This window comes from Pseudomonas orientalis (assembly GCF_001439815.1).
Lineage (GTDB): Bacteria > Pseudomonadota > Gammaproteobacteria > Pseudomonadales > Pseudomonadaceae > Aquipseudomonas > Aquipseudomonas orientalis.
Window position 1 is genome coordinate 26,669 of the sequence record NZ_JYLM01000007.1, and the last position, 22,369, is coordinate 49,037.

Sequence of the window (22,369 nt, forward strand, 5' to 3'; positions counted from 1 at the left end):
TCATTATGTCGGCGACTCAAAATTACGGCACTGGCCGTCGCAAAACCGCAACCGCACGCGTTTTCCTGCGTCCGGGCACTGGTAACATCTCGATCAACAACCGCACTCTGGACAACTTCTTCGGCCGCGAAACTGCCCGCATGGTAGTTCGTCAGCCGCTGGAATTGACCGAGACCGTTGAAAAGTTCGACATCTACGTCACCGTTATCGGTGGCGGTGTAAGTGGTCAAGCTGGCGCAATCCGCCACGGTATCACTCGCGCTCTGATGCAGTACGACGAAACCCTGCGTGGCGCTCTGCGCAAAGCTGGCTTCGTAACTCGCGATGCTCGTGAAGTTGAACGTAAGAAAGTCGGTCTGCGTAAAGCGCGTAAGCGTCCGCAGTACTCGAAGCGTTAATTCGCTTTACGTTCTACAAAAACGCCCAGCCTCCTCACGGAGCTGGGCGTTTTTTATTGCCTTGGATTTATGCAGATTTTTCGCCGTGACAACTTGCCACATCCGTAGACCCCCTATACTACAAGGCCTGGGGGTAGTGGCCCGGGCAATTCCCTTGTCATACGTGGGGCTTTTCATTACCATCCGTCAAAATTTTTATAAGTAAAGATTCAATACTTAGTAGACGCCTGATTTAACAGGCCAAAAAGCTGATGGGAGAGGACTGAATGAGCAATGACGGCGTGAATGCAGGCCGGCGTCGCTTCCTGGTAGCAGCCACATCCGTGGTGGGTGCTGCAGGAGCGGTGGGGGCTGCGGTCCCGTTCGTGGGGTCATGGTTTCCCAGTGCCAAGGCGAAAGCCGCAGGTGCACCGGTGAAGGTGAATGTCAGCAAGATCGAGCCAGGCCAGCAGATGATTGCTGAATGGCGCGGCCAGCCGGTTTTCATTGTTCGTCGTACCGAGGAAATCCTGGGGAATCTCAAGAAGATCGAAGGCCAGTTGTCTGACCCTCAATCCGAGAAATCCGACCAACCCGCCTACGCCAAGAACGAAGCACGTTCGATCAAGCCGGAGATCCTGCTGCTGGTCGGTCTGTGCACCCACCTGGGATGCTCGCCGACCTTTCGCCCGGAAGTCGCGCCCGTCGATTTGGGCAAGGATTGGGTTGGCGGTTACTTCTGTCCCTGTCACGGCTCCCATTACGACCTCGCCGGCCGCGTCTACAAGTCCCAGCCCGCGCCCTTGAACCTGCCGGTTCCTCCGCACAACTACGAATCTGACGACATCATTGTCATTGGCCTCGATAAGGAGAACGCGTGATGAGCAAGTTCATGGATTGGGTGGATGCGCGCTTCCCCGCCACCAAAATGTGGGAAGACCATCTCAGCAAATATTACGCGCCAAAAAACTTCAATTTCTTCTACTTCTTCGGTTCCCTGGCTCTGTTGGTGCTGGTCAACCAGATCGTCACCGGCGTCTGGCTGACGATGAGCTACACGCCGTCGGCGGAAGAAGCATTCGCCTCCGTCGAATACATCATGCGTGACGTCGAGTACGGCTCGATCCTGCGCCTGCTGCACTCCACCGGTGCGTCGGCGTTCTTTATCGTCGTCTACCTGCACATGTTCCGCGGCCTGCTCTACGGTTCATACCAGAAACCCCGCGAGTTGGTGTGGGTGTTCGGCATGCTGATCTACCTGGCGCTGATGGCCGAAGCCTTCATGGGCTACCTGCTGCCATGGGGCCAGATGTCGTACTGGGGCGCCCAGGTGATCATCTCGCTGTTCGGTGCAATCCCGGTGATCGGCAACGACCTGACCCAGTGGATTCGTGGCGACTACCTGATTTCCGGCATTACCCTGAACCGCTTCTTTGCCTTGCATGTCGTCGCATTGCCGATCGTGATCCTGGGCCTGGTGGTGTTGCACATCCTGGCGCTGCACGAAGTGGGTTCCAACAACCCGGATGGCGTGGATATCAAGAAGCACAAGGACGAGAACGGCATTCCCCTGGATGGCATTCCATTCCACCCTTACTACACCGTCAAAGACATTGTCGGCGTCGTCGTGTTCCTGTTCGTGTTCTGCTCGATCGTGTTCTTTTTCCCGGAGATGGGTGGCTATTTCCTGGAGAAGCCCAACTTCGAGCAGGCCAATGCGTTCAAGACCCCTGAGCATATTGCCCCGGTTTGGTACTTCACGCCGTTCTACGCCATCTTGCGTGCGATCCCCGACAAACTCATGGGCGTGATTGCGATGGGCGCGGCGATTGCGGTGCTGTTCGTGCTGCCTTGGCTCGACCGCAGCCCGGTCAAGTCCATGCGCTACAAGGGCTGGCTGAGCAAAATCTGGCTGTGGGTCTTCTGCATCTCGTTCGTGATCCTGGGTGTGCTGGGCGTCCTGGCGCCGACCCCTGAGCGCACGTTGCTGTCGCAGGTCTGCACCTTCCTGTACTTCGCCTACTTCATTCTGATGCCGTTCTACACCCGGCTCGAGAAGACCAAACCGGTTCCGGAAAGGGTGACTGGCTGATGAAAAAATTATTCGTTGCATTAGTGCTTGCGGCCCTGCCGCTACTGTCTCTGGCCGCCGAGCATGGCGCGGAACTGGAAAAAGTCGACATCGACGTCGCCGATAAAGCTGCCTTGCAGGATGGTGCGCGCACGTTCGCCAACTACTGCATGGGCTGCCACAGCGCCAAGTTCCAGCGCTACGAACGGGTGGCCGACGACCTGGGCATCCCCCATGAGTTGATGCTGGAAAAACTGGTGTTCACCGGGGCCAAGATCGGCGATCACATGAACATCGGCATGAAGCCGGCAGACGCCAAGGCCTGGTTCGGTGCAGCTCCGCCTGACCTGACCCTGGTGGCGCGTGTGCGTGGCACCGACTGGCTCTACGGCTATCTCAAATCCTTCTACGAAGACCCGGCCCGCCCCTGGGGCGTGAACAACAAAGTGTTCCCGAACGTCGGCATGCCTAACGTTCTGGTCGGTCTGCAGGGTCGCCAGGTGGTAGGATGCAAGCAGGTTCAGGTCGTTGAAGACGGCAAGAAGCAATATGATCCGTTGACCGGCACGCCGCTGACCCATGAAGCGTGTGATCAACTGACCATCGTGCCCAAGACCGGTACGCTGAACGAAGAGCAGTTCGACGAGAAGGTCAAGAACCTGGTGACCTTCCTGGCCTACTCGGCCAACCCGGTCAAACTGCAGCACCAGCGCATCGGTACGTACGTCTTGCTGTACCTGGCTTTCTTCTTCGTATTCGCCTATCTGCTCAAACGCGAGTACTGGAAGGATGTGCATTGATCCAACCGTAAGCAATTGCTGTTAATCTTGCGCGCCCAGCGGCATCTCTGAACACGTAGCGCCGGTTTTACCGGACGTTACAGAGATGCTCTCTGGGCGCGCTCGTTTTTGAGCTTTCGATAATTTCAACAAGCGAGGAGGACCGCCATGGGCGTGACCAACCGGTTGGCCTGTTACTCCGACCCCGCCGACCACTATTCCCACCGAGTACGCATCGTGCTCGCAGAGAAGGGTGTCAGCGCCGAGATCATCAGTGTGGAAGCGGGCCGTCAGCCGCCGAAACTGATCGAAGTGAACCCTTACGGCAGCTTGCCCACCCTGGTCGATCGTGACCTGGCGTTGTGGGAGTCAACCGTGGTGATGGAATACCTGGATGAGCGTTACCCGCATCCGCCTTTGCTGCCGGTCTACCCGGTGGCGCGTGCCAACAGCCGCCTGCTGATCCATCGGATCCAGCGTGACTGGTGCGGGCTGGTGGATGTAATTCTGGATACCCGCAGTAAAGAGGCCGCACGCGTACAGGCGCGTAAGGAATTGCGCGAAAGCCTGACCGGCGTTTCGCCTTTGTTCGCCGACAAACCTTTTTTCCTCAGTGAGGAACAAAGTTTGGTCGATTGCTGCCTATTACCCATACTCTGGCGCTTGCCGATCCTGGGCATTGAACTGCCACGGCCGGCCAAGCCGTTGCTTGATTACATGGAGCGCCAATTTGCGCGTGAGGCTTTCCAGGCGAGTCTGTCTGGCGTCGAACGCGATATGCGCTAAGGCTTAAGGAGCCGTTGATGAACTCCAGTCGACCTTATCTGGTCCGCGCGCTCTATGAGTGGATAGTGGACAATGATTGCACCCCGCACATGCTGGTCAATTCCGAATTTCCGGCGGTTCAGGTACCGCAGGGTTTTGCCAGCGACGGGCAGATTGTATTGAACGTATCGCCCAGCGCCGTGCGCCACCTGCACATGGACAACGAAGCGGTCAGTTTCGAAGGGCGTTTCGGCGGCGTGCCGCATACGCTGTTCGTGCCGATCGGCGCCATCCTTGGGATTTATGCCCGTGAGAACGGCCAAGGTATGGTCTTTGATCTGGAGTCGCCTTTCGAGGACGACGAAACGATCGAAGGGCAAGACGGCGATGATGTACCGCCACCGGATAACGAGCCGCCGCGCCCCACTGGCCGGCCGAGCTTGAAAGTGGTGAAGTAAGCGGCTGCCGCCTTCGGGCGAGCCTGAAAAATGCCTCGGCGGTTGCCGGGGCATTTTTTTGCCTGCCGCACAGGCATGAAAGTCGCGACAGGAACGGTGATCGTACAACCGCCATGGGCTATGATGCGTCTTCAGTTCACCGAGAAAGATGACTCATCATGGAAAACGCCAACGCCGTCCCACGTCTTCCCCGCAAGCGTCGCAGCCTTGCCCAGGAATTGGTCACGGTGTTGTCCGAACAGATCCGCGACGGCCAGCTCAAGCGTGGCGACAAGCTGCCCACCGAGTCGGCGATCATGGAGGCCCATGGCGTCAGCCGGACCGTGGTGCGCGAGGCCATCTCGCGCTTGCAGGCGGCGGGGCAGGTGGAGACGCGGCACGGTATCGGTACGTTCGTATTGGACACGCCAAGCCCGAGCGGTTTTCGCATCGACCCGGCCACCGTGGTGACCCTGCGCGATGTGTTGGCGATTCTCGAATTGCGCATCAGCCTGGAAGTGGAGTCCGCAGGCCTGGCTGCCTTGCGCCGCAGCGACGAGCAACTGTCGGCCATGCGTGCCGCCCTCGATGCGCTGAATGAAAGCGCGGCTCACGCGGGTGATGCGGTGGCGTCAGACTTCGCGTTCCACCTGGAAATTGCGCTGTCCACCGGCAACCGCTACTTCACCGACATCATGACCCACCTGGGCACCAGCATCATTCCGCGTACCCGCCTGAATTCGGCGCGCCTGGCCCATGATGACCAGCAGCACTACATGGGGCGCCTGAGCCGTGAGCATGAAGAGATTTACGAGGCGATCGCACGTCAGGATTCGGACGCGGCGCGGGCGGCCATGCGATTGCATTTGACCAATAGTCGGGAGAGGCTGCGCCATGCCCATGAAGAGGCGGAGGCGCAGCGGGGGTAGACGCTCAGTCAAGGATATGGCTTTTCGGACGTTTTCAAATAGATCGCAATCTGGTTGTTCACCTCGTCGAAGATCTTGCGCTCGACCTGATCGAGAGCAACTTGATCATCTATTTTGGAATAGATCTCATCACCAATGTTTGGCTCATAATCAAGCGAGCGCGCTTTTTTCCCGCTTTTGACGACATTCACTTTCCAAGCCTTGGACATCGTGCACCTCCACAGTTTTGAGAGTTAGCAGCTTTCCGATATCACAGTGCTTGTAGACGAACTCCGCACTGAGGTAACTGAAAGTAGGATGTAACTTATGGCTGCTGGGGAGGGCGTGCTACTGTCAGAATTGACAGTAGCGACGAGCGGTTCAAGACAATAGGTCATTCATCTCAAGCAGGGGGTTGGTCGGCTTGTAGTCCTTGAGCAGCAGATAAGTACTCCACCCCCACCAATCATTCGTCCAGTGTTTGTCGTTAAGGTCATTCACATCCTTACGGCGCAGCACCTTGTCTCCCTCCATCCTGAACAATGGCGAGAAATTGTTTGCCGGGTTTTGCGCTGCATTCAGGTCAGGCACATACAGCGGTGCCCTGAAGCTGGCCGGAGAGGGCGCGACACCGCTGATGAACGTCTCGAAAATTTCATCCGCCGAAGCCTGCACCGCACGTTTGACCTGCACCCGATTGTCCGCATCAACAGTGTCGAAATAGCGTTTATCCCCAAACGCGTGCCACTGATCCCCCACGGCATTGCGCACCTTGAGGCCGAACTTGCTGTCTTCGTCATGCATGAAGCGGCTGATCAGCGACCCCAGTTCCCCAGGTGTGACCACCGCCGCCAGTTGTTTGCGTGGGACGCGCAGGTGGCCAGCGGAAAACAGGTCGGTGAGGAAATGATCGGCAAAGCCGTTCATGGCGTATGCCAATTCCAGTGCCTGGTCGGTGCCGGTCTGATGCGCGACCACGGCTTGTTGCAGCGCTGCGGTATGCCCGGCCAGGTAGGCCGACAATGCCCATTCGCCAAAATGGTCGGCATTGTCCGCCGCCAGTTTCAGGTAGCGTCCCAGTGGAATCAGGGCGGAGATGGCGCTGCCGCCACCGGTGATACGGTTCCACTCCTCGGACAACGTATCACCCAGGGCGTCATAGGCTTCATGAGGTTGCTTGCCGTCCTTTATCGCCTGTTTTACCGCGTTGATCTCTTTTTGCATCACCGCCAGGATCTTGCCGGCTTCTTCTCGCGAAGCAGGCAGGACTGCCAGTGAATTAAAGGCTGCGATGAAGCGTTGTGCACGGTCGGCAGGGGAAGCGCCATCGCTGATAGGTTGGCCGGGAATCCCATAGAAGTCGCCACCCAGGGCAATTACTTGGCCATAGGTCAGCGCCAGCCCGTTAGGCAAATGCAGCTGCACTTCGCGTGCAGGCATCGCTGCGGCGTCCTTGGCAAAACGCAACAGCGTATCGTCGCCGATGGCGCTGTGTTCTGCGCCTTCGAAGCGCAGGGTAGGGGGCTTTTTTGCGGGTGCGGCGTATTCAAGACCTGACATGTTAGCTCCTTGCTATGTCGTAGGAATTTCCCTTTATACTGTATTTATATACAGTAAAAAGAATCATAGGCGGGAAATCTCCTACGTCAAGAAACCTGTTTCAACGACGAGCGTAAGATGAGCGCTGATGAATTGCAGTTGACGAATCTTTTTATAGTTGTACGATGACGTACGACATCACTTAAACCAACAACAACGCTTTCCTTAGAAAGTCTTCGCCCAGGGTGTTCGAATAATGAATCCACAAGAACTGAAGTCCATCCTTTCCCACGGTCTGCTGTCTTTCCCCGTGACCGATTTTAATGCCCAGGGTGATTTTCACCAGGCGGGCTACATCAAGCGCCTGGAATGGCTGGCCCCGTATGGCGCCACCGCCTTGTTCGCTGCCGGCGGCACCGGTGAGTTTTTCTCCCTCGCCGCCAGCGAATACTCCCAGGTGGTAAAAACCGCCGTCGATACCTGCGCCACAAGCGTGCCGATTCTTGCCGGTGTCGGTGGCGCGACCCGCCAGGCCATCGAGTACGCTCAAGAAGCCGAGCGCCTGGGCGCCAAAGGCCTGCTGCTGCTGCCGCACTACCTGACCGAAGCCAGCCAGGACGGGGTTGCCGCCCACGTTGAAGCGGTGTGCAAGTCGGTCAAGATCGGCGTGGTGGTGTACAACCGCAACGTGTGCCGCCTGACCGCGCCGCTGCTGGAACGCCTGGCCGAGCGCTGCCCGAACCTGATCGGCTACAAGGATGGCCTGGGTGACATCGAGTTGATGGTGTCGATCCGCCGTCGTCTCGGTGACCGTTTCAGCTACCTCGGCGGCCTGCCGACTGCAGAGGTTTACGCCGCTGCCTACAAGGCCCTGGGGGTGCCGGTGTATTCCTCGGCGGTGTTCAACTTCATTCCGAAAACCGCGATGGATTTCTACCACGCGATTGCCAAGGATGATCACGCCACCGTTTCCAGAATCATTGACGATTTCTTCCTGCCTTACCTCGACATCCGTAACCGCAAGGCCGGTTATGCCGTGAGCATCGTCAAGGCCGGTGCGAAAATCGCCGGCTACGACGCCGGCCCGGTGCGCACGCCGCTGACCGATCTGTTGCCGGAAGAATACGAAGCCCTGGCCGCGCTGATCGACAAGCAAGGCGCGCAATAACTTATCAACAAGGCCGCTGAGAGATCAGCGGCCTTTTGCGTCAGGAGAAGATTCGTGTCCCAAGCAAAGCGTTTTGACAACTACATCAACGGTGAATGGGTAACCGGCGCCGACTACTGCACCAATATCAACCCGTCGGATCTTTCCGATCTGATCGGCGAATATGCCAAGGCTGACGTCGCTCAGGTCAATGCCGCTATCGACGCCGCCCGTGCGGCATTTCCGGCCTGGTCCACGTCCGGTATCCAGGCGCGCCACGACGCGCTGGACAAAGTCGGCAGCGAAATCCTCGCCCGCCGCGAAGAACTTGGCACGTTGCTGGCCCGGGAAGAAGGTAAGACCCTGCCCGAAGCCATCGGCGAGGTGACTCGCGCCGGTAACATCTTCAAGTTCTTCGCCGGTGAGTGCCTGCGTCTGTCTGGCGACTACGTGCCGTCGGTGCGCCCGGGTGTCAACGTTGAAGTCACCCGTGAAGCCCTCGGCGTGGTCGGCTTGATCACGCCGTGGAACTTCCCGATCGCCATCCCCGCCTGGAAAATCGCTCCGGCCCTGGCCTATGGCAACTGCGTGGTGATCAAGCCGGCCGAGCTGGTACCCGGCTGTGCCTGGGCCCTGGCCGACATCATTTCCCGCGCCGGCTTCCCGGCCGGTGTGTTCAACCTGGTGATGGGCAGCGGTCGCATAGTGGGCGATGTGCTGGTCAACAGCCCGAAAGTCGATGGCATCAGCTTTACCGGTTCCGTCGGTGTCGGTCGCCAGATCGCCGTCAGCTGCGTATCGCGCCAGGCCAAGGTGCAGCTGGAAATGGGCGGCAAGAACCCGCAGATCATTCTCGATGACGCCGACCTCAAGCAGGCGGTCGAGCTGTCGGTGCAAAGCGCGTTCTACTCGACCGGCCAGCGTTGCACCGCTTCCAGCCGCCTGATCGTTACCGCCGGTATCCACGATCAGTTCGTCGCGGCCATGGCCGAACGCATGAAGTCGATCAAGGTCGGCCATGCGCTCAGCAGCGGTACCGACATTGGCCCGGTGGTTTCCCAGGCCCAGTTGGACCAGGACATGAAGTACATCGACATCGGCCAGAGCGAAGGCGCGCGGCTGGTCAGCGGTGGCGGTCTGGTGACCTGCGACACCGAGGGCTACTACCTGGCGCCGACGCTGTTTGCCGACAGCGAAGCGGCCATGCGCATCAGCCGTGAAGAGATTTTCGGCCCGGTGGCCAACGTGGTGCGCGTAGCCGACTACGAGGCGGCGCTGGCCATGGCCAACGACACCGAGTTCGGCCTGTCGGCCGGCATCGCCACCACGTCGTTGAAGTACGCCAATCACTTCAAGCGCCATTCCCAGGCCGGAATGGTGATGGTCAACTTGCCGACCGCCGGGGTGGACTACCACGTTCCGTTCGGTGGCCGTAAGGGTTCGTCCTACGGTTCGCGTGAGCAGGGTCGCTATGCGCAAGAGTTCTACACCGTGGTGAAAACCAGCTACATCGGGTCGTAGCCCCCATTTCACTGTAGGAGCGAGCTTGCTCGCGAAGAACGTCAACGATGACGCGGGCATTCAGGATGCCCGCGGTGCCTGTGAGTTTTTCGCGAGCAAGCTCGCTCCTACAGGGGCTGCACCCAGTAAGACATAACTATTACCCGCAAAAAAAATAATTAGTGGGAGTACTTCTACATGCAAGCGACCAAGCCGACCCACGTCCGCTATTTGATCCTGCTCATGCTGTTTCTGGTGACCACGATCAACTACGCCGACCGGGCCACTATCGCCATCGCAGGCTCCAGCCTGCAAAAAGACCTCGGCATCGACGCGGTCACCCTCGGTTATATCTTCTCCGCATTCGGTTGGGCCTACGTGGCCGGGCAAATTCCCGGTGGCTGGCTGCTCGACCGGTTCGGCTCGAAAAAAGTCTATGCCCTGAGCATCTTCACCTGGTCACTGTTCACTGTGCTGCAAGGCTACGTCGGTGAGTTCGGTATCTCCACTGCCGTGGTTGCGCTGTTCATGCTGCGCTTTATGGTGGGCCTGGCCGAAGCGCCATCCTTCCCGGGTAACGCGCGGATTGTGGCGGCCTGGTTCCCCACGGCCGAGCGCGGTACGGCGTCGGCGATCTTCAACTCGGCGCAGTACTTCGCTACGGTGTTGTTCGCGCCGCTGATGGGCTGGATCGTTTATCGCTTCGGCTGGCAGCACGTGTTTATCGTGATGGGCGTCATTGGCATCGTGTTCTCCCTGATCTGGCTGAAAGTTATCCACAGCCCGCGTCAGCACCCGATGATCAACGAAGCTGAGTTCAATCACATCGCCGCCAATGGCGCGATGGTCGACATGGACCAGGACAAGGGCAAGGGTAAGAAAACCGACGGTCCCAAGTGGGATTACATCCGCCAGTTGCTGACCAATCGCATGATGCTTGGCGTGTACCTGGGCCAATACTGCATCAATGGCATTACTTACTTCTTCCTGACCTGGTTCCCGGTGTATCTGGTGCAGGATCGTGGCATGACCATCCTCAAGGCCGGTTTCATTGCCTCGTTGCCGGCGATCTGCGGGTTTATCGGTGGCGTGCTGGGCGGGGTGATTTCCGACTATCTGCTGCGCAAGGGCCATTCCCTGACCTTCGCCCGCAAGGCGCCGATCATTGCCGGGCTGCTGGTGTCCAGCAGTATCATTGCGTGCAACTACGTCGACGTTGAGTGGATGGTGGTGGGTTTCATGGCGCTGGCCTTCTTCGGCAAGGGCGTTGGCGCACTGGGCTGGGCGGTGGTGTCCGACACCTCGCCGAAACAAATCGCCGGCCTCAGTGGCGGCTTGTTCAACACCTTCGGTAACCTGGCGTCGATCACCACGCCGATTGTGATTGGCTACATCATCAGCACCACCGGCTCGTTCAAATGGGCCTTGGTGTTCGTCGGCGCCAATGCGCTGGTGGCGGTGTTCAGCTACCTGGTGATTGTCGGCCCGATCAAGCGGGTGGTGCTCAAGGAGCCGCCAAGCGAAGGCCCTGCGTTGACCCATCTTTCCCAAGCGCATTCCTGAGGTTCGTGTGATGCAGTTGATTGAACATGCCGACTCGCCGCGCTCGATTCGTTTGCACGAGCGTGACAATGTGGTGATCGTGGTGAACGACCAGGGCGTACCGGCCGGGACCGAATTTCCGGACGGCCTGGTCACCGTGGATTTCATCCCGCAGAGCCATAAGGTGACGCTGGAAGATATTCCCGAAGGCGGACCGATCATTCGTTATGGCCAGACGATCGGCTACGCGCTGGCGCCGATCCCGCGTGGCAGCTGGGTGCAGGAAGACCAGTTGCGCATGCCCACCGCGCCGCCGCTGGACAGCCTTCCTTTGTCCACCGACGTACCCGAAACCCAGGCGCCGCTGGAGGGGTTCACCTTCGAGGGCTATCGCAATGCCGATGGCACCGTGGGCACGCGCAATATCCTGGGGATCACCACCACGGTGCAGTGCGTGACCGGCGTGCTGGATCATGCCGTCAAGCGCATCAAGGATGAATTACTGCCCAGGTACCCGCACGTCGACGATGTGGTGGCGCTGACGCATAGCTATGGCTGCGGCGTGGCGATCACGGCGACGGATGCCTACATCCCGATCCGTACCGTGCGCAACCTGGCGCGCAACCCGAACCTGGGCGGCGAAGCTCTGGTGATCAGTCTGGGCTGCGAGAAATTGCAGGCCGGGCAAGTGATGCACGACAACGACAGCTCCGTCGACCTGAGTGAGCCCTGGCTGTACCGGTTGCAGGATTCCAGCCACGGCTTCACCGAGATGATCGAGCAGATCATGGCGCTGGCCGAAGTCCGTTTGAAAAAGCTCGACCTGCGCCGCCGCGAAACGGTGCCCGCGTCCGAGCTGATCCTGGGCATGCAATGCGGTGGCAGTGATGCGTTTTCCGGCATCACCGCCAACCCGGCGCTGGGTTATGCCTCCGACCTGTTGCTGCGTGCCGGCGCGACGGTGATGTTTTCGGAAGTCACCGAAGTCCGCGATGCCATCTACCTGCTGACTTCTCGCGCAGAGACGAAGGAAGTTGCCGAAGAATTGGTGCGTGAAATGGACTGGTACGACCGTTACCTGGCCAAGGGCGAGGCGGATCGCAGCGCCAATACCACGCCGGGCAACAAGAAGGGCGGGCTGTCGAATATCGTCGAGAAGTCCCTGGGCTCCATCGTCAAGTCCGGCAGCAGCGCGATCAACGGCGTGCTCGGTCCAGGCGAGCGCTTCAAGACCAAGGGCCTGATTTTTTGCGCAACCCCGGCCAGTGACTTTGTGTGCGGCACCTTGCAGCTGGCGGCGGGGATGAACCTGCATGTGTTCACCACCGGGCGTGGCACGCCTTACGGACTGGCGATGGCGCCGGTGGTGAAGGTGTCGACACGCACCGAGCTGGCGCAGCGCTGGCCGGACCTGATCGATATCGACGCCGGGCGCATCGCCACCGGGCGCGCGAGTATCGAGGAGCTGGGCTGGGAGTTGTTTCACTTCTACCTGGATGTGGCCAGCGGCAGGAAGCAGACGTGGGCGGAGCGGCACAAGCTGCACAACGACATCACCTTGTTCAACCCCGCGCCAATCACCTAGGGCTGTCGTTTCCGTCAGCAACGCTCGTTCATCAACGCCTGGATGTGCGCGTGAATCTGGATGGGCGCGTCAGCTCGAAGGACGTGCCCGGACATCTCGGGCATGGGTTGCTTCGTGTAATAGTCAGCGCAAACGAAACCGTCGACCCAGCCATCGGCATACACCTGATAGTCGGATCTGGCATCTCCGACCATCAGGGCTCGACCCGTCAGCCGGCCTTCCTTGCGCCATCGCTGCACGATGCTACTTTTCCCTCTGCCGGGGTTTATCAGCGGTGATGGCCTGGGGCACATCGCTCGCGAACCGGCCCAGAAAAGACGGTTGGCGATGACATTATGGGCGTCGATATTCAGTGATTGGGCAATCGGGGTGATGCACTCTGTGTAACCTCCGGAGAGGATGTACACACGCGTACCCTCTTGTTGCAGGTCGTGCATTGTCTGCTCCAGGGACGGGTCGAGGCTGCCAATGATGGTGTCGACGTACCGTTGAATATGATGCTTGCGGATATACGGGATCATTTTCATCACAGACAGCATTTCCCAGAGGCTGGCCTTGCCCGACAACGCCTTGGGCGTGATGAGTTGCAGTTGCTCCAGCATTGGCTGGGCATTCGGACTTTCCCCAATGGCCGACTTGACGATCTCCAGGGTGCTTTCGTGGTTTACCAGGGTCTGGTCGAAGTCGAAAATGACATGCGTGTCACGGGTCGTTGTCATGGGTGTGCCTGCGCATCTATCCGACGGTAGTGGTGTTTGTCTTCTCGGGTCCACCGGGTTGCTGCGATGCCCAGGTGCTCGGCGATACGCGCTTGTATTAAGTCCGAAAATGCTTGGCCGCTTTGGTTTTCATTGCGCTCCACCGGTTCCAGGTATGTCATTTCGACGGTCATCCAGGGCATGGCCAGCAGGCGCAGAAAGCACGCCAGACCTGACGCATGAAGCGGGCTCGCAACCAGGCCAAAGGGCAGAATCAAGCGTCCCGCAAGTGGCACCACAGGCAACCCGCGGCTCAGCAGCCCGGGGCGGAAGCGATACAAGCCACGGCCATTGTTGATGGTCGCTTCGGGATTGGTGTAAAGGGCGGTGCCTTGGGGGGCGTCTCGCAGACTACGCAGGTTACGTGAAAACGTCTTTTTATCCGCGCCGTTCCAGACGCGGCCACCCGCGCACTTGATCAAAAGGAATGCAGTGAGGCTGATAACCCTGTTGTAGCCGCTCGAGGCCACAAGCGTTGCGCCAGGCATTGCCAGTATGGCGAACGGATCAATAACGCTTACGTGATTGGCGGCCACCACACAACCATCGGTAAGGGTTGCGATTTGTCGCGTTGTAAGTGCGCACCTGACCCTCAGGCCCATTATCCAGAGAATACCTCGGTATATGACGCGCTTGACGGCTAGTGGAAATGGCCAGGCTAACAGGCTTAGTACAACTATCAAGAACATGCGAAGGATGGCCAGTATGTAGCCAAAGGGCATATAAAGTTGCCTTGGGAAACTAGGATAAGCCCAGGTTTCTCGACTGCAGAGGTCCGCTACGGAGTGCAAAGGGCAAGCGGGAGCCGGTTGTATTTTCAAGGGAGCGAATACTCAATGGTGATTTTCGTCAAGCGGACTTGGTGTGTTCAGGCTTTTTCATGCGGCGCGAGAACCGTGTGATTCGCTCGAGATTTGCCAGCCTTATTTCCTGGAACCGCTCACGTGTAAGATCAATTTTTATGTGAGGACCATAGGCGGTATCTATGACTTCTCCCGCCACCGCGGGCATATGCAAAAATGCTCTGTTCATCTCCAGTGCACGGTGATGGTGGATATTGGTAAGCGTGTAGACCTGCTCAAATCCCAGGCGTTGGAAACCGTATTCGAGCGCCAGATGAATCGCAATAAAGGGGTAGGGCGTGCCCCAGTATTTCCTGAGAAAACGGTTGCCAAAGTTGATGCCAAATTCTTTTTTTGCGAATCCTGCATAACCGATAAATGATCCTTCCACGCCCAGGCTTACAGCCCAGCGTGACCAGTCCTGATCGATAAGTTCTTTTGTGAATACCGAAATTTCATTGGCGGCGGCGTCCCTGCCTCGTGTAGTGCCGGCCGAAATGAACTTCATTGCCTCCGGATCAGCGAGCAGGTCGGCATAGCCTTCAATGTCCTGATTGTCCCAGCTCCTGATATGCACATTGTGCAATTGACTGAAGGATCTACGCATAGTCACCCCTTGTGTTTCGAACACATGATGGTTCGCTACCGGATAATTAAAATGTTACAGGGAGGATTTTCAGGGGAGATGCCGATAATGCAGAGGCGCGGATTCTTATCAGTGTGTAGGAGCTTGTGTAGCGTTTTGTGGGATGGGCTGAGCTGAGCCAAGAACTTTGAATTACATCCTACAAATGGATGCAGTTCTCTGATCCTGGATTTTATTTGCAGGCCTATTGTTAAATGAAATGTCAGCCGCACACCCCAGTGCTTTATTATTACGACTCCCTGATAACAGGACTCAAGGCTGATACAGCATGCTCGCTATTTTCCTCACGACGCTAACCATCACCGCGCCGGTGTTCGCCATGCTGTTCCTCGGTGTGCTGCTCAAGCGCATCAACTGGATCAACGACAACTTTATCCATACCGCCTCGTCCCTGGTGTTCAACGTCACCATGCCGGCGCTGCTGTTCCTGGGCATCCTGCATGCCGACCTGCATGCGGCGCTCAAGCCGGGTTTGCTGATTTACTTTGCCGTGGCCACGTTGGTGAGCTTTGCCATGGCGTGGGGCTGGGCGATTTTTCGCTGCAAGCGCGAAGACCGTGGCATCTATACCCAGGGCGCGTTTCGCGGCAATAACGGGGTGATCGGCCTGGCGCTGGCTGCCAGCATGTACGGCGACTACGGGATTTCCCTCGGTGCGATTCTCGCGGCGTTGGTGATCCTGTTCTACAACACGCTCTCCACCATTGTGCTGGCGGTGTACAGCCCGGTGATCAAGTCCGACCCGTGGAGCATCTTCAAGAGTGTGGTGGCCAACCCGCTGATCATCAGCGTGATTGTCGCGGCGCCGTTTGCGTACTTCCAGATCGGCCTGCCCGGCTGGCTGGAAAAATCCCTGGGGTACCTGGCGGACACGACACTGCCCCTGGCGCTGATCTGCATCGGCGGCACCTTGTCCCTGGCGGCGCTGCGCAAGAGCGGCAACATGGCCTTGAGCGCGAGCCTGATGAAGATGGTCTGGTTGCCGGTGATCGCCACACTGGGCGCGTGGCTGCTGGGGTTCCGTGGGCCGGAGTTGGGGATTCTGTTCCTGTACTTCGGCGCGCCGACGGCGGCGGCGAGCTTCGTGATGGCCAGGGCGGCCGAGGGTAATCATGAGCTGGCGGCGGCAATTATCGTGATCACCACCTTGATGGCGGCGGTGACCACGAACATCGGCATCTTTGTGTTGCAGGCGGGCGGCTGGATCTGACGCCTGCAGCGGCTGGCTTTTTCCGAGCGGTCAGTGCGATTCCCTCTTGTGTTGACGGCGCCAGGCGCGCAGCGACGTGAACAACAGCACCAGCACCAGCGCCGGCAGGACGTAAAACAGCATCAATTGCTCAAGTTTGGTAGCCAGCGGCATGCCGGTGGTGAATGCCATGACATGCAGGCCATACGCCAGGTACAGCCCCAGCAACACCAGCCCCTCGGCGCGGGTGACGCGGTAGCCGGTATAGAACACCGGCAGGCACAGGGTGATTGTGCCGAGCATGACCGGCAGGTCAAAGTCCAGGGCGTTGGGCGAGACCGACAGCGGCGACGGCGCCACCAGGGCGGTAAAACCCAGCACGCCGAGCAGGTTGAACAGGTTGCTGCCGATCACATTGCCCACGGCGATCTCCCGCTCGCCACGCAAGGCGGCGATCAGCGACGTGGCCAGGCAGGGCAGCGAGGTGCCGACGCCGATCAACGTCAGGCCGATAATGCGCTCCGACAGGCCCAGGTCGCTCGCCACCGCCACGGCCGCCCCCAGCAGCAAGTGTCCGGCCAGCACCAGTAACAGCAACCCGCCAAGCATCAACAGCACGCTGCTCAGCCAGGGCGCCCTGGTCACGGTGGCCAGCGTGCGTGGGCGCCGCGAATGGCGGGTCTGGTAGTGCAGCACGCCGAGGTAGGCCACCAGCGCCACCAGCAGCACCAGGCCGTCGAGCGGCGTCAGTGCCTCATTGGCGGCAAGGATGAACACCAGCAGGCCGGCGACGATCATCACCGGGATATCCAGGCGCACCAGTTGCCGTGACACCCGCAACGGAATGATCAACGCCGACAAGCCCAGGGTGACGAGGATATTGAAGATGCTGCTGCCGATCACACTGCCCACCGCGATGTCGGTGTTGCCGGCCAGGGTGGCTTGCAGGCTGACCGCCATCTGTGGCGCGCTGCTGCCGAAGGCGACGATGCTCAGGCCGATGATCAACGGCCGCACCTTGAGGCTCGCAGCCAGGCGTACCGCGGCCCGCACCAGGATTTCAGCGCCGACGATCAGCAGCAGCAAGCCGCTGATCAGTTCAAGCAGGCTCCAGGGCGAGAGGGCGTTCAATCCGAAAATACTCAAGGCGGCCTCGATCAGTTGTTCAGGGCTTGCACGCGCACCCGTGCGGTGCCGCTGCCCAGCATACGCAGTTGCTCGGCGGCCTTGCGTGAAAGGTCGATCAGGCGCCCGCGGCCATGCGGTCCGCGATCATTGATGCGCACCACCACAGAGCGGTTGTTGGCGAGATTGGTCACCTTGACCTGAGTACCGAAGGGCAGGCGCCGATGGGCGGCAGTCATGGCGTTCTGGTTGAAGGCTTCACCGCTGGCGGTTCGTTTGCCATGGTGCCTGGCGCCGTAATAGGAGGCGATGCCGGTTTCGTCGTAGCCGTTGGGGTCGATGAGGCCGCTGGCGCAACCGGCCAGCAGGGAAGACAGGGCCAGGAGGCCGAGTAGACGCTTCATTTCAAAATGTCCCCAATAACAAATGTGGGAGGGGGCTTGCCCCCGATAGCGGTGCAGCAGTCAATACATGTGCCGACTGACACACCCTCATCGGGGGCAAGCCCCCTCCCACATGGGGCCGAGTCGAGCATGACATCCCACTCGGACCGTTCTGCGCTATCAGCCTTCAAGCTTGCTTTTGAGCAGTTCGTTGACCTGTTGCGGGTTGGCCTTGCCCTTGGACGCTTTCATCGCCTGACCGACGAAGAAGCCGAACATCTTGCCGCGCTTGGCTTCGTCAGCCGCACGGTATTGTTCGACCTGCTCGGCATTGGCCGCGAGCATTTCATCGAGCACGGCCGAAATCGCGCCGCTGTCGGTGACTTGCTTGAGGCCGCGCTTGTCGATGATTTCATCGGCGCTGCCTTCGCCTGCCGCCATCGCTTCGAACACGGTCTTGGCGATCTTGCCGGAGATGGTGTTGTCTTTGATGCGCAGCAGCATGCCGCCCAGTTGCTCGGCGCTGACCGGTGCTTCGTCGATTTCAAGGCCTTGCTTGTTCAACAGGCTGCCCAGTTCGACCATGACCCAGTTGGCCGCCAGCTTGGCGTCGCCGGCAATGCTCACGACTTTTTCGAAGTAGTTGGCTTGCTCGCGGCTGGAGGCCAGGACGCTGGCATCGTAGACCGACAGGCCGAACTGCGCCTGGAAGCGCTCGCGTTTCTGCTGCGGCAACTCCGGCAGGGTGGCGCGGATATCGCTGAGGAACGAGTCTTCCAGCACCACCGGCAACAGGTCCGGGTCGGGGAAGTAGCGGTAGTCGTTGGCTTCCTCTTTGCTGCGCATGGCGCGGGTTTCGTCTTTGTTCGGGTCGTACAGGCGGGTTTGCTGGATGACCTTGCCGCCGTCCTCGATCAACTCGATCTGGCGACGCACTTCGCTGTTGATCGCCTTCTCGATGAAGCGGAACGAGTTGACGTTCTTGATCTCGCAGCGCGTACCGTATTCGGCCTGGCCCTTGGGACGGATCGACACGTTGCAGTCGCAGCGCAGCGAACCCTCGGCCATGTTGCCGTCGCAGATGCCCAGGTAACGCACCAGCGCGTGGATCGTCTTGACGTAGGCCACGGCTTCCTTGGCGCTGCGCATGTCCGGCTCGGAGACGATTTCCAGCAAAGGCGTGCCGGCACGGTTCAGGTCGATGCCGGTGGCGCCGGGGAACTCTTCGTGCAGGCTCTTGCCGGCGTCTTCCTCAAGGTGCGCACGGGTGACGCCGACACGCTTGATGGTGCCGTCTTCCAGGGGAATGTCCAGGTGGCCCTTGCCGACGATCGGCAATTCCATCTGGCTGATCTGGTAGCCCTTGGGCAGGTCCGGGTAGAAGTAGTTCTTGCGCGCGAACACGTTGTGCTGGCCGATCTCGGCGTCAATCGCCAGGCCGAACATCACCGCCATGCGCACCGCTTCCTGGTTCAGCACCGGCAAGACGCCGGGCATGCCCAGGTCCACCAGGCTGGCCTGGGTGTTGGGCGCGGAGCCGAACGTGGTGGCGCTGCCGGAGAAAATCTTCGATTGGGTGGCGAGCTGGGTATGAATCTCCAGCCCGATCACGACTTCCCATTGCATAGTGTTCTCCTCAGAAGCCGGTAGGGGTGCGGGTGTGCCAGTCGGTGTGCAACTGGTACTGGTGCGCCACATTGAGCAGGCGGCCTTCCTGGAAATACGGGGCGAGCAATTGCACGCCGACCGGCAGGCCATCGACGAAACCTGCGGGCATGGACAAGCCCGGCAAGCCCGCGAGGTTGGCGGTGATGGTGTAGAGGTCTTCCAGGTACTCGGCGATCGGGTCGCCGGTCTTGGCGCCGATCTTCCACGCCGGGTTCGGCGTGGTCGGGCCGAGGATCACGTCGACTTCTTCAAAGGCCGCCATGAAGTCGTTCTTGATCAGGCGACGGATCTTCTGCGCCTTGAGGTAGTACGCGTCGTAGTAGCCGGCGGACAGGGCGTAGGCACCGACCATGATGCGGCGTTGTACTTCGACACCGAAGCCTTCGCCACGGGAGCGTTTGTACAGGTCGGTGAGGTCCTTCGGATTTTCGCAGCGATAGCCGAAGCGCACACCGTCGAAACGCGACAGGTTCGAGGACGCCTCCGCCGGCGCGATCACGTAGTAGGCGGGAATCGCGTGCTGGTTGTTCGGCAGGCTGATTTCCTTGATCACCGCGCCCAGCTTTTCCAGCTCCTTGATGCTGTTGTGCACCAGATCGGCGATACGCGGGTCGAGGCCGGCGCTGAAATATTCTTTTGGCACGCCGATGCGCAGACCCTTGAGCGAGTCATTCAGGCTGGCGCTGTAGTCCGGCACGGGTTCATCGATGCTGGTGGAGTCCTGTTTGTCGAAGCCTGCCATGCCTTGTAACAATATTGCGCAGTCTTCGGCGGTGCGTGCCAATGGGCCGCCCTGATCCAGGCTGGAAGCGTAGGCGATCATGCCCCAGCGGGAAACGCGACCGTAGGTCGGCTTCAGGCCGGTGAGGTTGGTGAACGCTGCCGGCTGGCGGATCGAACCGCCGGTGTCGGTCGCCGTAGCGGCCGGCAGGAAGCGTGCAGCCACGGCTGCAGCCGAACCACCGGAGGAACCGCCGGGAACGTGGTCCAGGTTCCAGGGGTTTTTCACCGCGCCGTAGTAGCTCGACTCGTTGGCCGAACCCATGGCGAATTCGTCCATGTTGGTCTTGCCCAGGGTCACGGCGCCGGCGGTGGCCAGTTTGGAGACCACGGTAGCGTCGTAGGGCGCTTTGAAATTGTCGAGCATCTTCGAGCCGCAGCTGGTGCGAATGCCCTGGGTGCAGAACAGGTCCTTGTGGGCGATCGGTGCGCCGAGCAGCGCGCCGTTTTCACCGTTGGCGCGACGTGCGTCGGCGGCCTTGGCCTGGCTCAGGGCCAGCTCCTCGGTGAGGCTGATGAAGCTGTTGACCTTGGGATCGTGCTCGGCGATACGCGCCAGCAGGGTTTTGGTCAGCTCTTCGCTTGAAAACGTTTTGTCGGCGAGACCGCGGGCGATCTCGGCCAGAGTCATGTGATGCATGAAAGGCTCTTTCCCTTTAGTCGATGACTTTCGGAACCAGGTACAGGCCGTTTTCGACCGCTGGCGCGATGGACTGGTAGGCCTCGCGGTTATTGCGCTCGGTCACGACGTCTGCGCGCAGGCGCTGACTGGCTTCCAGCGGGTGAGCCAGGGGCTCGATGCCGTCGGTGTCGACGGCCTGCATTTGGTCAACCAGCCCGAGAATGCTGTTCAGGGCTGCGGTGGTCTGTGGAAGATCGGCGTCATTGAGGCCAAGCGAGGCCAGATGCGCGATTTTTTCCACGTCGGAGCGTTCAAGCGCCATGGGATTCTCCAGTGGAAAACAGAACGGAGGGCGTCCGTGTGTTAGATTGTCGGAACACTACCGCATTTCTACGGTCATAAGGCCGCGATTGTGGGGGTTGGTGCACAGAAAGTCGGCCAATTTAGCACATTGGCGCCTTGCCCAAAATCCCTGTCGTTGTTAGAGTTTGCCGCACTTTTTTACCCACGCGTTGCCTAGGGTCCCTTTCCCATGTTCAAGAAACTGCGTGGCATGTTTTCCAGCGATCTTTCCATTGACCTGGGCACTGCCAACACCCTTATTTACGTGCGCGAGCGCGGTATCGTCCTGAATGAACCATCGGTTGTGGCCATTCGGACCCATGGTAATCAGAAAAGTGTCGTTGCCGTCGGCACCGAGGCCAAGCGCATGCTCGGCCGTACACCAGGCAATATTGCTGCCATTCGTCCGATGAAAGACGGCGTGATCGCCGACTTCAGCGTCTGCGAGAAGATGCTGCAGTACTTCATCAACAAGGTTCACGAAAACAGTTTCCTGCAGCCCAGCCCTCGTGTGCTGATCTGCGTTCCGTGCAAATCCACCCAGGTGGAGCGTCGTGCCATCCGTGAATCGGCCCTTGGCGCCGGTGCCCGCGAAGTATTCCTGATCGAAGAGCCGATGGCCGCCGCAATCGGCGCCGGCCTGCCGGTTGAAGAAGCGCGCGGTTCGATGGTGGTGGATATCGGTGGCGGTACCACCGAGATCGCCCTGATTTCCCTGAACGGTGTGGTGTATGCCGAATCCGTACGCGTTGGCGGCGACCGCTTCGACGAAGCGATCATCACCTATGTGCGTCGTAACTACGGCAGCCTGATCGGCGAATCCACCGCCGAGCGCATCAAGCAGGAAATCGGTACCGCTTACCCGGGCGGCGAAGTACGCGAAGTCGATGTTCGCGGTCGCAACCTGGCCGAAGGTGTGCCACGTGCCTTCACCCTGAACTCCAATGAGGTGTTGGAGGCTCTGCAAGAGTCCCTGGCCACCATCGTTCAGGCGGTGAAGAGCGCTCTGGAGCAGTCGCCGCCGGAACTGGCCTCCGATATCGCCGAGCGTGGCCTGGTACTGACGGGTGGTGGCGCCTTGCTGCGCGACCTCGACAAGTTGCTGGCCCAGGAAACCGGCCTGCCGGTGATCGTCGCCGAAGACCCGCTGACCTGCGTTGCCCGTGGCGGTGGTCGTGCACTGGAAATGATGGATAAACACACCATGGACCTGCTCTCCAGCGAATAACATCGCCTGGACGGTTCATGCTGGGTCGGCAGGCAGCACTTTGCAGTGCTGCCTGTTGGCGTTTATCTTCTTCAATCTGCATCCAGGCCGGTTTGATGCCGTATGAATAAAGAGAACATTTGCCTGGGAGGAGCGG

The 22,369-nt window shown here is 59.5% G+C and carries 23 protein-coding genes; 13 read left to right on the top strand and 10 right to left on the bottom strand.

Annotated features, from left to right (window positions below):
• Positions 1-5 precede the first annotated feature (5 nt).
• From rpsI to TU82_RS17515, 7 genes are all read left to right on the top strand, one after another.
• A complete protein-coding gene (gene rpsI / locus TU82_RS17485; RefSeq protein ID WP_003171743.1) occupies positions 6-398 on the top strand; it encodes a 30S ribosomal protein S9 in 393 nt (130 codons plus the stop codon).
• Positions 399-664: 266 nt separating this feature from the next.
• Complete coding sequence (petA, locus tag TU82_RS17490) at positions 665-1,258, top strand: ubiquinol-cytochrome c reductase iron-sulfur subunit (RefSeq protein WP_057724539.1); 594 nt, start codon at positions 665-667, stop codon at positions 1,256-1,258.
• Positions 1,258-2,469: a cytochrome b gene (locus TU82_RS17495; RefSeq protein ID WP_003188526.1), complete on the top strand. Its 1,212-nt coding sequence runs from the start codon at positions 1,258-1,260 to the stop codon at positions 2,467-2,469. Before petA ends, TU82_RS17495 begins: the two co-directional genes overlap by 1 nt.
• Complete coding sequence (locus TU82_RS17500) at positions 2,469-3,248, top strand: cytochrome c1 (RefSeq protein ID WP_057724540.1); 780 nt, start codon at positions 2,469-2,471, stop codon at positions 3,246-3,248. Before TU82_RS17495 ends, TU82_RS17500 begins: the two co-directional genes overlap by 1 nt.
• Before the next feature lie 147 nt (positions 3,249-3,395).
• Positions 3,396-4,013, top strand: a complete 618-nt coding sequence (locus TU82_RS17505) for a glutathione S-transferase N-terminal domain-containing protein (protein WP_010213164.1) — start codon at positions 3,396-3,398, stop codon at positions 4,011-4,013.
• 17 nt (positions 4,014-4,030) lie between these two features.
• Complete coding sequence (locus TU82_RS17510; RefSeq protein WP_057724541.1) at positions 4,031-4,450, top strand: ClpXP protease specificity-enhancing factor; 420 nt, start codon at positions 4,031-4,033, stop codon at positions 4,448-4,450.
• Between the two features lie 158 nt (positions 4,451-4,608).
• On the top strand, positions 4,609-5,358 hold the full coding sequence (locus tag TU82_RS17515) for a FadR/GntR family transcriptional regulator (protein ID WP_057724542.1): 750 nt from the start codon (positions 4,609-4,611) through the stop codon (positions 5,356-5,358).
• A gap of 8 nt (positions 5,359-5,366) precedes the next feature.
• Here TU82_RS17515 and TU82_RS17520 read toward each other — a convergent pair whose 3' ends face one another.
• Entirely contained in the window at positions 5,367-5,567 is a 201-nt protein-coding gene (locus TU82_RS17520) for a hypothetical protein (protein ID WP_057724543.1), read from the bottom strand.
• Between the two features lie 151 nt (positions 5,568-5,718).
• On the bottom strand, positions 5,719-6,897 hold the full coding sequence (locus tag TU82_RS17525) for a hypothetical protein (protein ID WP_057724544.1): 1,179 nt from the start codon (positions 6,895-6,897) through the stop codon (positions 5,719-5,721).
• 235 nt (positions 6,898-7,132) lie between these two features.
• Between TU82_RS17525 and kdgD the strand changes: the two genes are divergently transcribed.
• The 4 genes from kdgD (at position 7,133) to garD (ending at position 12,650) form a co-directional block, all read left to right on the top strand.
• Entirely contained in the window at positions 7,133-8,044 is a 912-nt protein-coding gene (gene kdgD / locus TU82_RS17530; RefSeq protein ID WP_057724545.1) for a 5-dehydro-4-deoxyglucarate dehydratase, read from the top strand.
• A gap of 54 nt (positions 8,045-8,098) precedes the next feature.
• Positions 8,099-9,544, top strand: a complete 1,446-nt coding sequence (locus tag TU82_RS17535; RefSeq protein WP_057724546.1) for an aldehyde dehydrogenase family protein — start codon at positions 8,099-8,101, stop codon at positions 9,542-9,544.
• A 177-nt stretch (positions 9,545-9,721) separates the two neighbouring features.
• Positions 9,722-11,086, top strand: a complete 1,365-nt coding sequence (locus tag TU82_RS17540) for an MFS transporter (protein ID WP_057724547.1) — start codon at positions 9,722-9,724, stop codon at positions 11,084-11,086.
• A 10-nt stretch (positions 11,087-11,096) separates the two neighbouring features.
• Complete coding sequence (gene garD / locus TU82_RS17545; protein WP_057724548.1) at positions 11,097-12,650, top strand: galactarate dehydratase; 1,554 nt, start codon at positions 11,097-11,099, stop codon at positions 12,648-12,650.
• Between the two features lie 14 nt (positions 12,651-12,664).
• Here the strand turns inward: garD and TU82_RS17550 are convergent, their stop codons facing one another.
• From TU82_RS17550 to TU82_RS17560, 3 genes are all read right to left on the bottom strand, one after another.
• Complete coding sequence (locus tag TU82_RS17550) at positions 12,665-13,369, bottom strand: HAD-IB family phosphatase (RefSeq protein WP_057724549.1); 705 nt, start codon at positions 13,367-13,369, stop codon at positions 12,665-12,667.
• A complete protein-coding gene (locus TU82_RS17555) occupies positions 13,366-13,944 on the bottom strand; it encodes a lysophospholipid acyltransferase family protein (RefSeq protein WP_124422380.1) in 579 nt (192 codons plus the stop codon). Before TU82_RS17555 ends, TU82_RS17550 begins: the two co-directional genes overlap by 4 nt.
• Before the next feature lie 313 nt (positions 13,945-14,257).
• Positions 14,258-14,857 (bottom strand): GNAT family N-acetyltransferase, encoded by a 600-nt coding sequence (locus tag TU82_RS17560; RefSeq protein ID WP_057724551.1) that lies wholly within the window; start codon positions 14,855-14,857, stop codon positions 14,258-14,260.
• Positions 14,858-15,164: 307 nt separating this feature from the next.
• On the opposite strand from TU82_RS17560, the gene TU82_RS17565 reads away from it, so the two are divergent.
• Entirely contained in the window at positions 15,165-16,106 is a 942-nt protein-coding gene (locus TU82_RS17565; protein ID WP_057724552.1) for an AEC family transporter, read from the top strand.
• Positions 16,107-16,136: 30 nt separating this feature from the next.
• Here the strand turns inward: TU82_RS17565 and TU82_RS17570 are convergent, their stop codons facing one another.
• The 5 genes from TU82_RS17570 to gatC all read right to left on the bottom strand — a co-directional run bounded on the left by TU82_RS17570 (position 16,137) and on the right by gatC (position 20,985).
• Positions 16,137-17,216, bottom strand: coding sequence for a calcium/sodium antiporter (locus tag TU82_RS17570; protein WP_057724553.1), 1,080 nt, complete (start codon positions 17,214-17,216; stop codon positions 16,137-16,139).
• 26 nt (positions 17,217-17,242) lie between these two features.
• Positions 17,243-17,614 carry a septal ring lytic transglycosylase RlpA family protein gene (locus TU82_RS17575; RefSeq protein WP_057724554.1) on the bottom strand — a complete coding sequence of 124 codons (372 nt, stop codon included), beginning with the start codon at positions 17,612-17,614 and terminating at the stop codon, positions 17,243-17,245.
• Between the two features lie 159 nt (positions 17,615-17,773).
• The gene (gatB, locus tag TU82_RS17580; protein ID WP_057724555.1) at positions 17,774-19,219 is read right to left on the bottom strand and encodes an Asp-tRNA(Asn)/Glu-tRNA(Gln) amidotransferase subunit GatB; all 1,446 of its coding nucleotides are present in this window, start codon (positions 19,217-19,219) and stop codon (positions 17,774-17,776) included.
• A gap of 10 nt (positions 19,220-19,229) precedes the next feature.
• On the bottom strand, positions 19,230-20,681 hold the full coding sequence (gatA, locus tag TU82_RS17585; RefSeq protein ID WP_057724556.1) for an Asp-tRNA(Asn)/Glu-tRNA(Gln) amidotransferase subunit GatA: 1,452 nt from the start codon (positions 20,679-20,681) through the stop codon (positions 19,230-19,232).
• Positions 20,682-20,697: 16 nt separating this feature from the next.
• A complete protein-coding gene (gene gatC, locus TU82_RS17590) occupies positions 20,698-20,985 on the bottom strand; it encodes an Asp-tRNA(Asn)/Glu-tRNA(Gln) amidotransferase subunit GatC (RefSeq protein WP_005784804.1) in 288 nt (95 codons plus the stop codon).
• A 210-nt stretch (positions 20,986-21,195) separates the two neighbouring features.
• Between gatC and mreB the strand changes: the two genes are divergently transcribed.
• A complete protein-coding gene (gene mreB / locus TU82_RS17595; protein WP_002555108.1) occupies positions 21,196-22,233 on the top strand; it encodes a rod shape-determining protein MreB in 1,038 nt (345 codons plus the stop codon).
• Positions 22,234-22,369 lie beyond the last annotated feature (136 nt).

Excerpts from the sequence above, each read along its gene's own strand:
- rpsI (WP_003171743.1), top strand. The coding sequence starts at position 6 with ATGTCGGCGACTCAAAATTACGGCACTGGCCGTCGCAAAACCGCAACC.
- petA (WP_057724539.1), top strand. The coding sequence starts at position 665 with ATGAGCAATGACGGCGTGAATGCAGGCCGGCGTCGCTTCCTGGTAGCA.
- TU82_RS17495 (WP_003188526.1), top strand. The coding sequence starts at position 1,258 with ATGAGCAAGTTCATGGATTGGGTGGATGCGCGCTTCCCCGCCACCAAA.
- TU82_RS17500 (WP_057724540.1), top strand. The coding sequence starts at position 2,469 with ATGAAAAAATTATTCGTTGCATTAGTGCTTGCGGCCCTGCCGCTACTG.
- TU82_RS17505 (WP_010213164.1), top strand. The coding sequence starts at position 3,396 with ATGGGCGTGACCAACCGGTTGGCCTGTTACTCCGACCCCGCCGACCAC.
- TU82_RS17510 (WP_057724541.1), top strand. The coding sequence starts at position 4,031 with ATGAACTCCAGTCGACCTTATCTGGTCCGCGCGCTCTATGAGTGGATA.
- TU82_RS17515 (WP_057724542.1), top strand. The coding sequence starts at position 4,609 with ATGGAAAACGCCAACGCCGTCCCACGTCTTCCCCGCAAGCGTCGCAGC.
- TU82_RS17520 (WP_057724543.1), bottom strand. The coding sequence starts at position 5,567 with ATGTCCAAGGCTTGGAAAGTGAATGTCGTCAAAAGCGGGAAAAAAGCG.
- TU82_RS17525 (WP_057724544.1), bottom strand. The coding sequence starts at position 6,897 with ATGTCAGGTCTTGAATACGCCGCACCCGCAAAAAAGCCCCCTACCCTG.
- kdgD (WP_057724545.1), top strand. The coding sequence starts at position 7,133 with ATGAATCCACAAGAACTGAAGTCCATCCTTTCCCACGGTCTGCTGTCT.
- TU82_RS17540 (WP_057724547.1), top strand. The coding sequence starts at position 9,722 with ATGCAAGCGACCAAGCCGACCCACGTCCGCTATTTGATCCTGCTCATG.
- garD (WP_057724548.1), top strand. The coding sequence starts at position 11,097 with ATGCAGTTGATTGAACATGCCGACTCGCCGCGCTCGATTCGTTTGCAC.
- TU82_RS17550 (WP_057724549.1), bottom strand. The coding sequence starts at position 13,369 with ATGACAACGACCCGTGACACGCATGTCATTTTCGACTTCGACCAGACC.
- TU82_RS17560 (WP_057724551.1), bottom strand. The coding sequence starts at position 14,857 with ATGCGTAGATCCTTCAGTCAATTGCACAATGTGCATATCAGGAGCTGG.
- TU82_RS17565 (WP_057724552.1), top strand. The coding sequence starts at position 15,165 with ATGCTCGCTATTTTCCTCACGACGCTAACCATCACCGCGCCGGTGTTC.
- TU82_RS17575 (WP_057724554.1), bottom strand. The coding sequence starts at position 17,614 with ATGAAGCGTCTACTCGGCCTCCTGGCCCTGTCTTCCCTGCTGGCCGGT.
- gatB (WP_057724555.1), bottom strand. The coding sequence starts at position 19,219 with ATGCAATGGGAAGTCGTGATCGGGCTGGAGATTCATACCCAGCTCGCC.
- gatA (WP_057724556.1), bottom strand. The coding sequence starts at position 20,681 with ATGCATCACATGACTCTGGCCGAGATCGCCCGCGGTCTCGCCGACAAA.
- gatC (WP_005784804.1), bottom strand. The coding sequence starts at position 20,985 with ATGGCGCTTGAACGCTCCGACGTGGAAAAAATCGCGCATCTGGCCTCG.
- mreB (WP_002555108.1), top strand. The coding sequence starts at position 21,196 with ATGTTCAAGAAACTGCGTGGCATGTTTTCCAGCGATCTTTCCATTGAC.